This window comes from Janibacter sp. LM (assembly GCF_039631275.1).
In the GTDB taxonomy this organism is placed as follows: Bacteria; Actinomycetota; Actinomycetes; order Actinomycetales; family Dermatophilaceae; genus Janibacter; species Janibacter terrae.
On the sequence record NZ_JBDIVG010000020.1, the window covers coordinates 44,163 to 58,718 of the forward strand.

8 protein-coding genes and 1 tRNA gene are annotated in these 14,556 nt (G+C 69.9%); 6 read left to right on the forward strand and 3 right to left on the reverse strand.

Annotated elements, in window-relative coordinates; all coding sequences use genetic code 11:
- The first annotated feature begins 55 nt into the window (after positions 1-55).
- The 5 genes from gltB (at position 56) to ABC138_RS11850 (ending at position 8,392) form a co-directional block, all read left to right on the forward strand.
- Positions 56-4,627, forward strand: a complete 4,572-nt coding sequence (gltB, locus tag ABC138_RS11830; RefSeq protein ID WP_345913783.1) for a glutamate synthase large subunit — start codon at positions 56-58, stop codon at positions 4,625-4,627.
- Positions 4,620-6,077 (forward strand): glutamate synthase subunit beta, encoded by a 1,458-nt coding sequence (locus tag ABC138_RS11835; RefSeq protein ID WP_345913784.1) that lies wholly within the window; start codon positions 4,620-4,622, stop codon positions 6,075-6,077. Before gltB ends, ABC138_RS11835 begins: the two co-directional genes overlap by 8 nt.
- Before the next feature lie 75 nt (positions 6,078-6,152).
- The gene (gene pyk / locus ABC138_RS11840) at positions 6,153-7,637 is read left to right on the forward strand and encodes a pyruvate kinase (protein ID WP_068323671.1); all 1,485 of its coding nucleotides are present in this window, start codon (positions 6,153-6,155) and stop codon (positions 7,635-7,637) included.
- Between the two features lie 42 nt (positions 7,638-7,679).
- Positions 7,680-7,765: transfer RNA gene (locus tag ABC138_RS11845), tRNA-Leu, on the forward strand.
- 30 nt (positions 7,766-7,795) lie between these two features.
- Positions 7,796-8,392, forward strand: coding sequence for a response regulator (locus tag ABC138_RS11850; RefSeq protein ID WP_345913785.1), 597 nt, complete (start codon positions 7,796-7,798; stop codon positions 8,390-8,392).
- A 21-nt stretch (positions 8,393-8,413) separates the two neighbouring features.
- Here the strand turns inward: ABC138_RS11850 and ABC138_RS11855 are convergent, their stop codons facing one another.
- Genes ABC138_RS11855 through ABC138_RS11865 form a run of 3 tightly spaced genes read right to left on the reverse strand, consistent with a single transcriptional unit; the run spans position 8,414 to position 11,591 of the window.
- Positions 8,414-9,166 carry a DUF554 domain-containing protein gene (locus tag ABC138_RS11855; protein ID WP_345913786.1) on the reverse strand — a complete coding sequence of 251 codons (753 nt, stop codon included), beginning with the start codon at positions 9,164-9,166 and terminating at the stop codon, positions 8,414-8,416.
- A 14-nt stretch (positions 9,167-9,180) separates the two neighbouring features.
- Entirely contained in the window at positions 9,181-9,624 is a 444-nt protein-coding gene (locus ABC138_RS11860; RefSeq protein ID WP_345913787.1) for a hotdog fold thioesterase, read from the reverse strand.
- 41 nt (positions 9,625-9,665) lie between these two features.
- Positions 9,666-11,591, reverse strand: a complete 1,926-nt coding sequence (locus ABC138_RS11865) for an acyltransferase family protein (protein ID WP_345913788.1) — start codon at positions 11,589-11,591, stop codon at positions 9,666-9,668.
- A gap of 130 nt (positions 11,592-11,721) precedes the next feature.
- On the opposite strand from ABC138_RS11865, the gene polA reads away from it, so the two are divergent.
- Positions 11,722-14,388 carry a DNA polymerase I gene (gene polA / locus ABC138_RS11870; RefSeq protein WP_345913789.1) on the forward strand — a complete coding sequence of 889 codons (2,667 nt, stop codon included), beginning with the start codon at positions 11,722-11,724 and terminating at the stop codon, positions 14,386-14,388.
- Positions 14,389-14,556 lie beyond the last annotated feature (168 nt).

Consider the following 14,556-nt stretch of genomic DNA (forward strand, 5'->3'; position numbering starts at 1 on the left):
TACCTGTCGTTGTCCCTGACGCGGCAGGTACTTTCGAATCGAGACCCCGAGGACGGTGACCGACGTGACTGACGTGTCCCTCTCCCCCTATGAGCGCTGGTCGGCACTTCCGGCTGACTCCGGCCTCTACCGCCGGGACGCCGAAAAGGACGCCTGCGGTGTCGCCATGGTCGCCACGATGCGCGGCCATGCCGGCCACGACATCGTCGACCACGCACTCCTGGCGCTCACCAATCTCGAGCACCGCGGCGCCACCGGCGCCGACCCGCTCGTCGGTGACGGCGCCGGCATCCTGTGCCAGGTCCCGGACCGCTTCTTCCGCGAGGTCGTCGACTTCGACCTGCCGGAGGCCGGCCACTACGCCGTCGGCGCGGCGTACGTCCCGACCGACCCGTCCGAGCGCGACCAGATGGTCCAGCGCATCGAGGCCATCGTCGCCGAGGAGGGTCTGCGGGTCCTCGGCTGGCGCGAGGTGCCGGTGCGCCGCGACATCGTCGGCCAGATGGCCCGCGACTGCATGCCCGACTTCCACCAGCTCTTCGTCGCCGCACCCGGCGGCGAGGTCTCCGGGCTCACGCTCGAGCGACTGGCCTTCGTGACGCGCAAGCGCGCCGAGCGCGAGACGGGCGTGTACTTCGCGTCGATGTCGGCCCGCACGATCGCCTACAAGGGCATGCTCACCACCGCGCAGCTCGAGCCCTTCTACCCGGACCTCTCGGACGAGCGCTTCGAGACCGAGCTCGCGCTCGTGCACTCGCGCTTCTCGACCAACACCTTCCCGAGCTGGCCGCTCAGCCACCCCTTCCGGTTCATCGCGCACAACGGCGAGATCAACACCGTCAAGGGCAACCGCAACTGGATGCGCGCCCGCGAGTCGCTGCTGTCGAGCGACATCATCCCCGGCGACCTGCAGCGGATCATGCCGATCTGCGCGCCCGAGGCGTCGGACTCCGCCTCCTTCGACGAGGTGCTCGAGCTGCTCCACCTCGGTGGCCGCTCCCTGCCGCACTCGGTGCTGATGATGATCCCCGAGGCGTGGGAGAACCACGCGACGATGCCGCAGGAGCTCAAGGACTTCTACGAGTTCCACTCCATGTTCATGGAGCCCTGGGACGGGCCGGCCTGCGTGACCTTCACCGACGGCCGCCTCGTCGGGGCGGTCCTCGACCGCAACGGCCTGCGCCCGGGCCGCTACTGGGTCACCGACGACGGCCTCGTCGTCCTGGCCTCCGAGTCCGGGGTCCTCGACCTCGAGCCGGAGCACGTCGTGCAGAAGGGCCGGCTCACGCCGGGCCGGATGTTCCTCGTCGACACCGGCGAGGGCCGGATCGTCGAGGACGAGGAGATCAAGGGCCGGCTCGCGGCGGAGCACCCCTACGGGGAGTGGCTCGACGAGGGCCGCATCATGCTCGGTGACCTCCCCCCGCGCGAGCACGTCATGCACACGCCGTCCTCCGTCGCGCGGCGCCAGCAGACCTTCGGCTACACGCAGGAGGAGTTGAAGATCCTGCTCACCCCGATGGCTGAGAAGGCCATCGAGGCGCTCGGGTCGATGGGGACCGACACCCCCGTGGCGGTCCTGTCGGAGAAGCCGCGGCTGATCTTCGACTACTTCACCCAGATGTTCGCGCAGGTGACCAACCCGCCCCTCGACGCGATCCGCGAGGAGCTCGTCACGGCGCTCGGCACCGCGATCGGCCCCGAGGGCAATGTGCTGGCCCCCGACCCGGACCACGCTCGCCAGGTCGTCCTGCCCTTCCCGGTCATCGACAACGACGAGCTGGCCAAGATCGTCCACATCGACGCCGACCGGGAGCTGCCGGGCAAGGCGAGCTATGTCGTGCGCGGCCTGTACGACGTCACCGGGGGAGAGGAGGCGCTGCGCGCCGCCCTCACCCGCATCTGCGCCGAGGTCTCCGAGGCGATCGCCGACGGCGCCCGCTTCATCGTCCTGTCCGACCGGGACTCCGGCCGTGACCTCGCGCCGATCCCGTCGCTGCTGCTCACGTCCGCGGTCCACCACCACCTCATCCGGGAGAAGACCCGCACGCAGGTCGGCCTCATCGTCGAGACCGGTGACGTGCGCGAGGTGCACCACGTCGCGCTGCTCATCGGCTACGGCGCCGCCGCGGTCAACCCCTACCTCGCCATGGAGTCCGTCGAGGACATGGTCCGGCGCGAGGTCATCACCGGCGTCGACGAGACGACCGCGGTCCGCAACCTCATCAAGGCCCTCGGCAAGGGCGTGCTCAAGGTGATGTCCAAGATGGGCATTTCCACGGTCGCGTCCTACCGCGGTGCGCAGGTGTTCGAGGCCCTCGGCCTGAGCCAGGAGCTCGTCGACGAGTACTTCACCGGCACCGTCTCCCAGCTCGGGGGCGTCGGCCTCGACGTCATCGCGGCGGAGACGGCCGCGCGCCACGCGACGGCCTACCCGCCCGCCGGGATGCGTCCGCCGCATCGCAAGCTCGAGGTCGGTGGCGAGTACAAGTGGCGTCGCGAGGGCGAGCCGCACCTCTTCGACCCCGAGACGGTCTTCCGCCTCCAGCACTCCACCCGGGCGCGGCGCTACGACATCTTCAAGCAGTACACGCAGCGGGTGGACGAGCAGTCCGAGCGCCTCATGACGCTGCGCGGCCTCTTCGCCCTCGCCGACGGGCAGGAGCGTCCCTCCATCCCGATCGACGAGGTGGAGCCGATCAGCGAGATCGTCAAGCGGTTCTCCACGGGCGCGATGAGCTACGGCTCGATCAGCCAGGAGGCTCACGAGACCCTGGCGATCGCCATGAACCGTCTCGGCGCGCGCTCCAACACCGGTGAGGGCGGCGAGGACCTCGACCGCCTCATGGACCCGGAGCGTCGCAGCTCGATCAAGCAGGTCGCCTCGGGGCGCTTCGGCGTCACGTCGGCCTACCTGACCAACAGCGACGACATCCAGATCAAGATGGCGCAGGGCGCCAAGCCGGGCGAAGGGGGGCAGCTCCCGGGCCCCAAGGTGTACCCGTGGGTGGCGGGCACCCGCCACTCGACCCCGGGGGTGGGCCTGATCAGCCCGCCTCCGCACCACGACATCTACTCGATCGAGGACCTCGCCCAGCTGATCCACGACCTGAAGAACGCGAACCCGCAGGCGCGGGTCCACGTGAAGCTGGTCAGCGAGATCGGGGTCGGCACCGTGGCGGCGGGCGTCAGCAAGGCGCACGCGGACGTCGTCCTGATCTCCGGTCACGACGGGGGCACCGGCGCCTCGCCGCTCACCTCGCTCAAGCACGCGGGTGGTCCCTGGGAGCTCGGCCTCGCCGCGACCCAGCAGACGCTCGTGCTCAACGGCCTGCGCGACCGCATCGTCGTCCAGGTCGACGGGCAGATCAAGACCGGTCGCGACGTCATCATCGGCGCGCTGCTCGGTGCCGAGGAGTTCGGCTTCGCGACGGCCCCGCTCGTCGTGAGCGGGTGCATCCTCATGCGGGTCTGCCACCTCGACACCTGCCCGGTCGGCATCGCCACGCAGAACCCCGAGCTGCGCTCGCGCTACTCGGGCCAGCCCGAGTTCGTCGAGACCTTCTTCGAGTACATCGCGCAGGAGGTGCGCGAGCTGCTCGCCGAGCTCGGCTTCCGCACGCTCGACGAGGCCGTCGGCCGGGTCGACCTGCTCGACACCCGCAAGGCGATCGACCACTGGAAGGCCTCCGGGCTCGACCTCGGCCCGATCTTCGCCAGGGTGAGCTCCTTCGACGGGTCCGGGGTGCGGCACTCCCGCGCCCAGGAGCACGGTCTCGAGGCCGCGCTCGACCACCAGCTCATCGAGCTGGCGGCCCCGGCGCTCGAGGGCGGCGAGGCGGTCACCGGCGAGTTCGCCGTCCGCAACGTCAACCGCACGGTCGGCACGATGCTCGGCCACGAGGTGACCAAGCGCCACCCCGAGGGCCTGCCCGAGGGGACGATCGAGCTGACCCTCACCGGCTCGGCCGGCCAGAGCCTGGGCGCCTTCCTGCCCCGGGGCATCACGCTCGACATGGTCGGCGACGCCAACGACTACGTCGGCAAGGGCCTCTCGGGTGGTCGCGTCATCGTGCGCCCGCCGCAGGACGCCCGCTACGTCGCCGAGGACAACGTCATCGCCGGCAACGTCATCGGGTACGGCGCCACGTCGGGCCAGCTCTTCCTGCGCGGGATCGTCGGCGAGCGATTCTGCGTCCGCAACTCCGGCGCGACCGCGGTCGTCGAGGGCGTCGGTGACCACGGCTGCGAGTACATGACCGGTGGCACCGTCCTCGTCCTCGGCCCGACGGGCCGCAACTTCGCCGCCGGCATGTCCGGTGGCAACGCCTTCGTGCTCGACCTCGACGAGTCCCTCGTCAACCGCGAGCTCGTCGACGTCACCCCCCTTCGCACCGGTGACCGCGAGGTCGTGCGCGAGCTGCTGACCCAGCACCTCGAGCACACCGACTCCGCGGTGGCCCGGCGCCTGCTGGACGAGGGCGAGGCCGGTCTCGACCGCTTCTCGCTCGTCCTGCCCCGCGACTACCAGCGCGTCCTCGATGTGCGGGCCGACGCCGAGGCCGAGGGCCTCGACGTCGACGGCCCGGAGGTCTGGGACCGGATCATGGAGGCCTCCCGTGGCTGACCCGCACGGATTCCTGACCACCCGAGAGCGTGAGCTGCCCGCCCGTCGCCCCGTCGACGTGCGCATCCGTGACTGGAAGGAGGTCTACGAGGAGCAGCAGACCGGACAGCTGCAGCGCCAGGCCGGTCGGTGCATGGACTGCGGCATCCCGTTCTGCCACTCGGGCTGCCCCCTCGGCAACCTCATCCCGGAGTGGAACGACCTCGCCTGGCGCGGGGACTGGCACGATGCGATCGAACGCCTGCACGCGACCAACAACTTCCCGGAGTTCACCGGTCGTCTCTGCCCGGCGCCCTGCGAGACCGCGTGCGTGCTCGGCATCAACCAGCCGGCCGTGACGATCAAGCAGATCGAGGTGACGACGATCGAGGAGGCCTTCGGCCGCGGTGACGTCCCGCCGCAGATCCCCGATCGCCTCACCGGCAAGACCATCGCCGTCGTCGGCTCCGGCCCGGCCGGTCTGGCCGCCGCGCAGCAGCTGACGCGGGCGGGCCACACCGTCGCTGTCTACGAGCGCGCCGACGCACCGGGCGGCCTGCTGCGGTACGGCATCCCGGAGTTCAAGATGGAAAAGCGCATCCTCGACCGGCGCCTCCAGCAGATGAGGTCCGAGGGCACCCGCTTCCGCTCCGGCGTCGACATCGGCACCGAGATCACCGGGCAGCAGCTGCGGGACCGCTACGACGCGGTCGTGCTCGCCGTCGGGGCCACCGTGCCGCGCGACCTGCCCGTCCCGGGCCGCGAGCTCGAGGGCGTCGTGCAGGCCATGGACTTCCTGCCGCCGGCCAACCGCGTCGCGCTCGGCGAGGAGGTCGAGGACCAGGTGAGCGCCGAGGGCAAGGACGTCATCATCATCGGTGGCGGCGACACCGGGGCCGACTGCCTCGGCACGTCCATCCGCCAGGGCGCCAGGTCCGTCACGAGCCTCGAGATCATGCCCCGGCCGGGCGAGGACCGACCGCAGGACCAGCCCTGGCCGACCTACCCGATGCTCTTCCGCGTCGCCTCCGCGCACGAGGAGGGCGGCGACCGCGTCTACGCGGTGTCGACGACCGAGATCATCGGTGACGACGAGGGCCGGGTCTCCGGCCTGCGCCTCACCGAGGTCCGTCGCGGCGACCGGGGCTTCGAGCCGGTCGAGGGCACCGAGCGGGTGCTCCCTGCCCAGCTCGTCCTGCTCGCCATGGGCTTCCTCGGTCCGGAGCCGGAGGGCGTCGTCGCCCAGCTCGGCCTCGAGACCGACGAGCGGTCCAACATCGTGCGCGGCAAGGACTACCAGACGGCTGTCCCGGGCGTCTTCGTCGCCGGTGACGCCGGCCGTGGCCAGTCGCTCATCGTGTGGGCGATCGCCGAGGGCCGCGCCGCGGCCCACGGGGTCGACCGCTACCTCATGGGCGAGTCGCAGCTGCCGCGCCCGGTCGACCCGACGGACCGTCCGCTCGTCGTCTGAGCCCGGCCGGGGGGCGAAGGGGGTGTGACCGCGACGGTGGTCACACCCCCTTCGTCGTCGGCATAGGGTGGAGACATGCGTCGCGCGAAGATCGTCTCCACCCTCGGCCCGTCGACCTCCAGCCCCGAACGCATCCGTGAGCTCGTCACCGCCGGCATGGACGTCGCCCGGCTCAACCTCTCCCACGGCGAGTACGCGGTGCACGAGGCCAACTACCGCAGCGTCCGCGACGCGAGCGACGCGACCGGCCACGCCGTCGGCGTCCTCGTCGACCTGCAGGGGCCGAAGATCCGCACCGGCCGCTTCGCCGACGGACCGATCCACCTGGCGGCCGGCGACCACTTCACGATCACCACCCGTGACGTACCGGGCGACCACCGGGTCGTCGGGACGACCTACCCCGGCCTGGCCGGGGACGTGGGCGCGGGGGACACGATCCTCGTCGACGACGGCAAGATCACCCTGGCCGTCCACGACGTCGACGAGACCGACGTGCACTGCGTCGTCGTCTACGGTGGCCCGCTGTCGGACAACAAGGGCATCAACCTGCCGGGCGCCGCGGTGAGCGCCCCGGCGCTGTCGGACAAGGACGAGCAGGACCTGCGGTGGGCGCTCGGGCTGCGGGCCGACTACATCGCGCTGAGCTTCGTGCGCTCCGCCGACGACATCAACCGGGTGCACGAGATCATGGACGAGGTCGGCGAGCGACTGCCCGTGATCGCCAAGATCGAGAAGCCGCAGGCGGTCGACGCGCTCGAGGAGATCATCGACGCCTTCGACGGCATCATGGTCGCGCGCGGCGACCTCGGCGTCGAGCTGCCCCTGGAGCAGGTCCCGATCGTGCAGAAGCGTGCGGTGGAGCTGTGCCGGCAGAAGGCCAAGCCGGTCATCGTCGCGACCCAGGTGCTCGAGTCGATGATCGAGAACTCGCGCCCCACCCGGGCGGAGGCCTCGGACGCCGCCAACGCGGTGCTCGACGGTGCCGACGCGCTGATGCTCTCCGGAGAGACCGCGGTGGGCAAGTTCCCCATCGAGGTCGTCAAGACGATGTCCAAGATCATCGAGACGACGGAGGAGGAGGGGCTGAGCCGGATGCGCGACCTCATGGCCCCGCCGACGAGCCAGGGGGGTGTCGTCACGGCCGCGGCCGCCGAGGTCGGCGAGGCCCTGGGGGTGAAGTACCTCATTGCCTTCACCCAGCTCGGTGGCTCGGCCCGTCGCCTCGCCCAGGTCCGCTCGGGCCTGCCGATGCTCGCCTTCTCGCCGGTGCAGGACACCCGCTCGCAGCTCTCCCTCGTGTGGGGGATGCAGACCTTCCTCACGCCGCCGGTGACGCACACCGACCAGTACGCCCTCATGGTCGACGAGCAGCTGCTCGACCTCGGCTGGTGCCAGGAGGGTGACCACGTGGTCATCGTCGCCGGGTCCCCGCCCGGCGTCCCCGGGTCGACCAATGCGCTGCGCGTGCACCGCATCGGCGACGCGCGCAACAAGACGGCGGCCGCCTACCGCGACGACGCCGAGACGACGAAGGGCGCGCTGCCCGGCGGGATGGGCTGACGCGACACCCCTGAGCGCTCGGTATGCTTGCCGCGCACTCCGGCCGGGGTGGTGGAATGGCAGACACGGAGCACTCAAAATGCTCTGCCCGCAAGGGCGTGCGGGTTCAAGTCCCGCCCTCGGCACCAGACACGACCGATCGATCACGAAGGATGGACATGGCGGACACCGACGGACAGCAGGGCAAGCGGGTGCTGCTCGCGGAGGACGAGGCGCTCATCCGACTCGACCTCGCGGAGATGCTCACCGACGCCGGCTACGAGGTGGTCGGTCAGGCCAGCAACGGCCAGGAGGCCGTCGAGCTCGCCGAGTCCCTGCAGCCGGACCTGATCATCATGGACGTCAAGATGCCCGTGATGGACGGCCTCACCGCCGCCGAGACCATCGGGGAGCGGCGGATCTGCCCGGTCATCATGCTGACCGCCTTCTCGCAGAAGGAGCTCGTCGAGCGGGCCCGCGACGCCGGCGTCATGGCCTACATCGTCAAGCCCTTCACGGTCTCCGACGTCACCCCAGCCATCGAGGTCGCGACCTCCCGCTGGTCCGAGCTGAAGGCCCTCGAGTCCGAGGTCGCCGACCTCGGCGAGCGCCTCGAGACGCGCAAGTCGGTCGAGAAGGCCAAGGGCGTGCTGATGAAGAAGCTGAAGATCACCGAGGCCGAGGCCTTCCGGTGGATCCAGAAGACGGCGATGGACCGCCGCCTCGGCATGCGCGAGGTCGCCGACGCCGTCGTCGCCGGCATGGACAAGTCCTGACCCGACGGGGCGTCTGCCCCGTCAGCCGAGCGCGACGACCAGCTGCATGAGCAGCGGTGCCACGACCAGCGCCGGCAGCATGTCCCCGACGGGGATCTGACGGATCTGCAGCAGCCGCAGGGCGATCCCGACGAGCACGAGGCCACCGGTGGCCGTGAGGGCCGCGATGTGGGCCTCCGGGAGCAGGGCGCCCAGGACCACGCCGAGCACGGTGAGCGAGCCCTGGACGACGGCCACGCTCACGGCGGACAGGAGCACGCCCACGCCGAAGGTGGAGGCGAAGGCGAGCGCCGCGAACCCGTCGAGGACGGACTTGAGCGCCAGCTTGTCGATCCCGCGGCCCAGCCCGTCGTCGAGGCTGCCGAGGATCGTGAGCGGTCCCACGCAGAAGAGGAGGCTGGCCGTGAGCCAGCCCTCGATGAACCGCTCCCTCTCGGCGCCGTCGGCCGGGGAGTGACCGACCCAACCCTGAACCCGGCCGGCGAGCGAGCCCAGCCACCGCTCGACGCCGAGCAGGGACCCGATGACCGAACCGATGAGCAGCGAGCCGAGCACGATGAGCACGGGAGCGCTGGACCCCACCGCCGCGGCCAGGTCGGGGGAGAGCACGTCCATCACCGACAGGGCGGCCATGAGCAGGGTCACCAGGCCGAGGCAGTCGGTGACGACCGACCGGGTGTGCTCCGGGAGGCGGCCGCCGACGAGCATGCCGAGCCCAGCGCCGACGACGACCGTGAGCACGTTGAGCACCGTTCCGGCACCGATGAAGTCCACGGGTCTCCTTGTCGTCAGTCGCCGGGTGGGGCATCACGCAGGATGCACGTGACGCGAGAGGTGCACAGGCGGCGGTCCTGCTCGTCGGTGATCACGACCTCGTACGTGGCGACGGTGCCGCCGAGGCTCACCGACGTCGCCGTGCCCGTCACGATGCCCGAGCGGGCAGCCCGGTGGTGGCTGGCGCTGATCTCCAGGCCAACAGCAATCTTGCCCAGCGTCGCGGCGTGGAGAGCGGCGCCCGTGGATCCGAGGGTCTCCGCGAGCACGACGCTGGCGCCCCCGTGGAGGATGCCGTAGGGCTGGGTGTTGCCCTCGACCGGCATGCCGGCCACGCACCGCTGCGGTGACGCCTCGGTGAGCGTGATGCCCATGGCCGTGTTGAGGGCGCCACGATGCTCGTTGAGCTGGTCCACAGTCAGGGTGTGGCCCGGCGCCGGTGGGACGAGGTCAGACATGCGTTCTCCTGGAATCGTGCGGTTCTGGTGTGCAGCTGGTGCTAGCGGTGGGACGTGTCGATCTGGGGCATCATCCACTCCCAGAATGCCCGTGCACCGTCCGCGTTGTAGTGGACGCCGTCCTTGCGCAACTTCTTGCCGTCGATCGTGTCCTGGTAGGAGCCACTCGGACACAACCACGAGTACGTATCGACGACATGCACCTGGGCGTGCTTGTCGGCGAAGGCTGTGAGCACGGTGTTGACGTCCTTGCTGCGCTGCGCGTCGTTGCGATCCGGTGCGAGGTCCTGACCGTCGACCTCGAACTCCTTCTGGTGGTAGCACGGGACATTGGGGATGTAGACCGGAACGTCCTGCGGCAGTGAGGCGAGTCCGTCGTCGAGCCGTTGCGTCAGGTGGGCAGCGTATCCGGGTGAGCCGGGGGAGACGATCTTGCCGTCAACGACATGGTCGAAGACCTCCCAACCGCCAAGGCTCCACACGACGACGTCGGGGTGGGTGTCCACGGACGCCTGCTTCCACTCCTCGAACATGCCCTCGCACTCTGCAGCGCCAGAATTCTGCTGTGCCCCGTTGACAGCGAGGTGCTGCACTGCGGTTCCGCACCCGAAGCGCACCTGGGCCGTCGGATTGACCTGCGGGAACTCGTCGTGGGGGAAGTCATACCCGAGCGCGAAGCCCACGGAGTCGCCGACGATCAGCAGGTTCGTCCCCTCGCCGGATCCGCTCGACTCGGTGGGCGTTACCCGCTTCGCCTCACCCGTGGCGACGGAAGGCGCGCCCGTGATGCCGCTGTAGGAGGCGCTCACTGCCACGGTCGAGACCGCGATGGCGATGACGAAGGCGAGTCCTGTGCGAGACGGTGTGAGGAGCTTGGAGATGCGCCCGCGTCGAACGGGGTTCTCCACGAGGTAGTACGAAGCGGCGGCGAGCGGCAACGACACCCCGAGCCGCAGGGCGAGGAGTGGCACCCCGTCGAGACCGGTGCGTTCGTCGTTGAGGAAGACGATGACAGGCCAGTGCCAGAGGTAGAGGGAGTACGAGAGCTGGCCCACCCACACCAGCGGCCGCCACGACATCGCACGGGCGAGACCGCCATCAGGCAGGAGCTCAACCATGGCGAGGACGAGCACCACGAAGCCTGTGTTGAAGAGGAGATACCCCCACGGGTAGGCCCACGCGTCGAGCTTCATGAAGAGCAGAGCCGCCACCAGACCTACCAGGCCAGCACCGCCCATCATCTCGAGGGCTGTGCGATGTCGGGCGATCCGCACGAGGTCGCGTCGTCGGGCTGCCCAGACCGCGAGGGCGAGTGCACATCCGCTGAAGATGTCCTGCATGCGGGTGTCCGTGCCGTAGTACACGCGTGAGGCGTCGGCACCGCCGGTCGGAGCGAGCCACCACATGATGCCCGCGGAGAGGGCGATGAAGATGACGAGGCCGAACGTGACCCGCCACCGGGTGCGTAGCACGGCCATGAGGCCCAGCAGGAGCATCGGGAAGAACAGGTAGTACTGCTCCTCGATCGCCAGCGTCCACATGTGGCGGAAGGGCGATGCCTCGCCGAACTGCTCGAAGTAGGACTGGCCAGTGAAGATGAACCGCCAGTTGGCCACGTAGAAGAGACTCGACAGGGCATCTCCGCGCGTGGTGTCGGGCATCGACTCGCCCATGATCCATCGGGAAGCCACGGCGATGGCCACGACGCTGGTCACGAGCGCAGGGAGCAGGCGCTTGGCCCGGCGGACGTAGAACGTGACCAGATCGACCGTGCCCCACCGGTCGTGCTCCTTCAGGAGGAGGCCGGTGATGAGATACCCGGAGACGATGAAGAAGACGTTGACCGCCCAGTAGCCACCGTGGACCCACGCGACCTCGGCGTGGAACAGGACGATGGCGATGACTGAGATCCCACGAAGTCCGTCGAGCGGCGGACGATGGCCACCCGGTACCGGACGGTTGGTCACTCGCGATCCTTTCGTCGTGGCCCACGGCAGTGAGGGGCCGCAGACATGGTACGTGCCCAGCCGCCGGTCCTACGGTGTGCTGACCGGTGCCATTGGTCACTCGAGGCCCGGGCGTCATAGTGTCTGTGGAGTGAGTCGACTACTGCTGCTGGACGGACATTCCCTCGCCTACCGGGCCTTCTTCGCGCTCCCTGCGGAGAACTTCTCGACGAGCACCGGACAGCACACCAACGGCGTCTACGGCTTCGTCGCCATGCTGATCAACGTGCTGCGCGACGAGGAGCCGACCCACGTGGCGGTCGCCTTCGACGTCTCCCGCGCCAACTTCCGCAGCGCGGAGTACCCCGAGTACAAGGCCGGCCGCAGCGCCACGCCCGATGCCTTCTCCGGGCAGATCCCGCTGCTGCAGGAGGTCCTCGACGCGCTCAACATCACCCACGTCGAGCTCGACGGCTACGAGGCGGACGACGTCATCGCGACCCTCGTCGCCCAGGGCCGCGAGGCAGGGATGGACGTCCTGATCTGCTCCGGCGACCGGGACACCCTGCAGCTCGTCGACGAGCACTCGACTGTCCTCTACCCCAAGAAGGGCGTGTCGGACCTGGCTCGCATGACGCCCGACGCCGTCACCGACAAGTACGGGGTGGGCCCGCAGCTCTACAGCGACCTCGCCGCACTCGTCGGGGAGGCGAGCGACAACCTCCCGGGTGTGCCCGGCGTGGGCCCCAAGACGGCGGCCAAGTGGCTCAACGCCCACGGTGACCTCCAGGGCATCGTGGCCGCCATCGACCAGATCGGCGGCAAGGCTGGCCAGTCGCTGCGCGACAACATCGACCAGGTCCTGCGCAACCGCCGACTCAATGGCCTGCTGCGCGACGTGCCGGTCCCGGTGGGCATCGAGGACCTGGAGCGAAGGGAGTGGGACCGCGAGCGGGTGCACACCCTCTTCGACAGCCTGGAGTTCCGGGTCCTGCGGGATCGTCTCTTCGCCACCTTCGACACCGCCGAGTCCGAGGTCACCGGCGGGGTCGAGGTCGACGGTCGCGTCCTGCGCGCGGGCGAGGTGGCGCCGTGGCTCGCCGAGCACGGCACCGCTCGCCTGGGCGTCGACGTCGTCGGTGAGTGGGGCAGGGGCCGAGGCGAGGTGACCGGGCTCGGCCTGGCCACCGTCGACGGCGAGGCCGCATTCGTCGACGTGCCCCAGCTCGAGTCCGAGGACGAGGCCGCGCTGCGTGCCTGGCTGGTCGACCCGGAGCGCACCAAGGTGCTGCACGACGCCAAGGGCCCGATGCTGGCGCTCGCGTCCTCAGGGTTGCCGCTGGCCGGCCTGGTCGTCGACACCGCCATCGCCGCCTACCTCGTCCGTCCCGACCAGCGCTCCTACGACCTCGGCGACCTGGCGGTGCGCCACCTCGGGCGTGCCCTGTCCGGCGGCGAGGACGACTCCGACCAGGGGATCCTCGACTTCTCCGCCGATGACTCCGAGACGGGTCGCACCTCGATGATCCGGGCGGCGGCAGCCGTCGAGCTCGCCCCCGTGCTCGAGGAGCAGGTCGAGGAGACCGGCGGCAGCGAGCTGATGCGTGCCGTGGAGCTTCCCGTCGTGGGTGTGCTCGCCCAGATGGAGACGGCGGGCATCGCGGTCGACTCCGAGGCCCTCACGGCTCTCGAGTCGGACTTCGCCGCCAAGGTGGCCGCGGCGCAGGCCGATGCCTGGGCCGCGATCGACGACGAGCAGATCAACCTGGGTTCGCCCAAGCAGCTGCAGACGGTCCTCTTCGACACCCTCGGGCTGCCCAAGACCCGCAAGACCAAGACCGGCTACACGACCGATGCCGACGCACTGGCGGACCTTCACGCCAAGACGGAGCACCCCTTCCTCGAGGCCCTCCTGCGGCACCGCGACGCCACTCGTCTGCGGGTCACCGTCGAGGGCCTGATCAAGTCGGTGGCCGACGACGGGCGCATCCACACGACCTACCAGCAGACGATCGCGGCGACCGGGCGGCTGTCCTCGACCGACCCCAACCTGCAGAACATCCCGATCCGCACCGAGGAGGGACGTCGCATCCGCGAGGTCTTCGTCGTCGGGTCGGGCTACGAGTCGCTGATGTCCGCCGACTACAGCCAGGTCGAGATGCGGGTCATGGCCCACCTGTCGGGGGACGAGGGGCTCATCGAGGCCTTCCGCACGGGCGAGGACCTGCACCGCTTCGTCGGGGCACGCGTCTTCGGGGTCGAGCCCGAGGGCGTCACGGCGGAGATGCGCAGCAAGGTCAAGGCCATGTCCTACGGCCTCGCCTACGGCTTGAGCGCCTTCGGCCTGTCCAAGCAGCTGGCCATCTCCACGGGCGAGGCCACCGCACTCATGGAGGGGTACTTCCAGCGCTTCGGCGGGGTCCGTGACTACCTCGAGGAGATCGTCGACCGCGCCCGGGCGACCGGGTACACCGAGACGATGCTGGGCCGGCGGCGCTACCTGCCGGACCTGACCAGCGACAACCGCCAGCGCCGCCAGATGGCCGAGCGGATGGCGCTCAACGCCCCGATCCAGGGATCGGCCGCAGACATCATGAAGCTGGCGATGCTCCGTGTCGACCGGGCCATCGCGCAGGAGGGGCTGGCCTCGCGCGTGCTGCTCCAGGTGCACGATGAGCTCGTCCTCGAGGTGGCGCCCAGCGAGGACCAGCAGGTCGAGTCGCTGGTGCGTCGCGAGATGGGCAGCGCCGTCGAGATGGACGTCCCCCTCGACGTGTCGGTCGGCCGGGGCCGCAGCTGGCACGAGGCTGCGCACTAGGACCCTGTGACGATCGCGTTCGCCACGACGGTCGAGCGCCACGGCTAGGATGCGGTCGGACAGTTTGGGAGATCGGGGGAACACATGGGGGCGTGGGCCTTGCCGTTGCCCAATTTTCGTCGCAATGGATCGATGCGAGGGCTGTTGCCCCGCTTGAGGAGACGATGG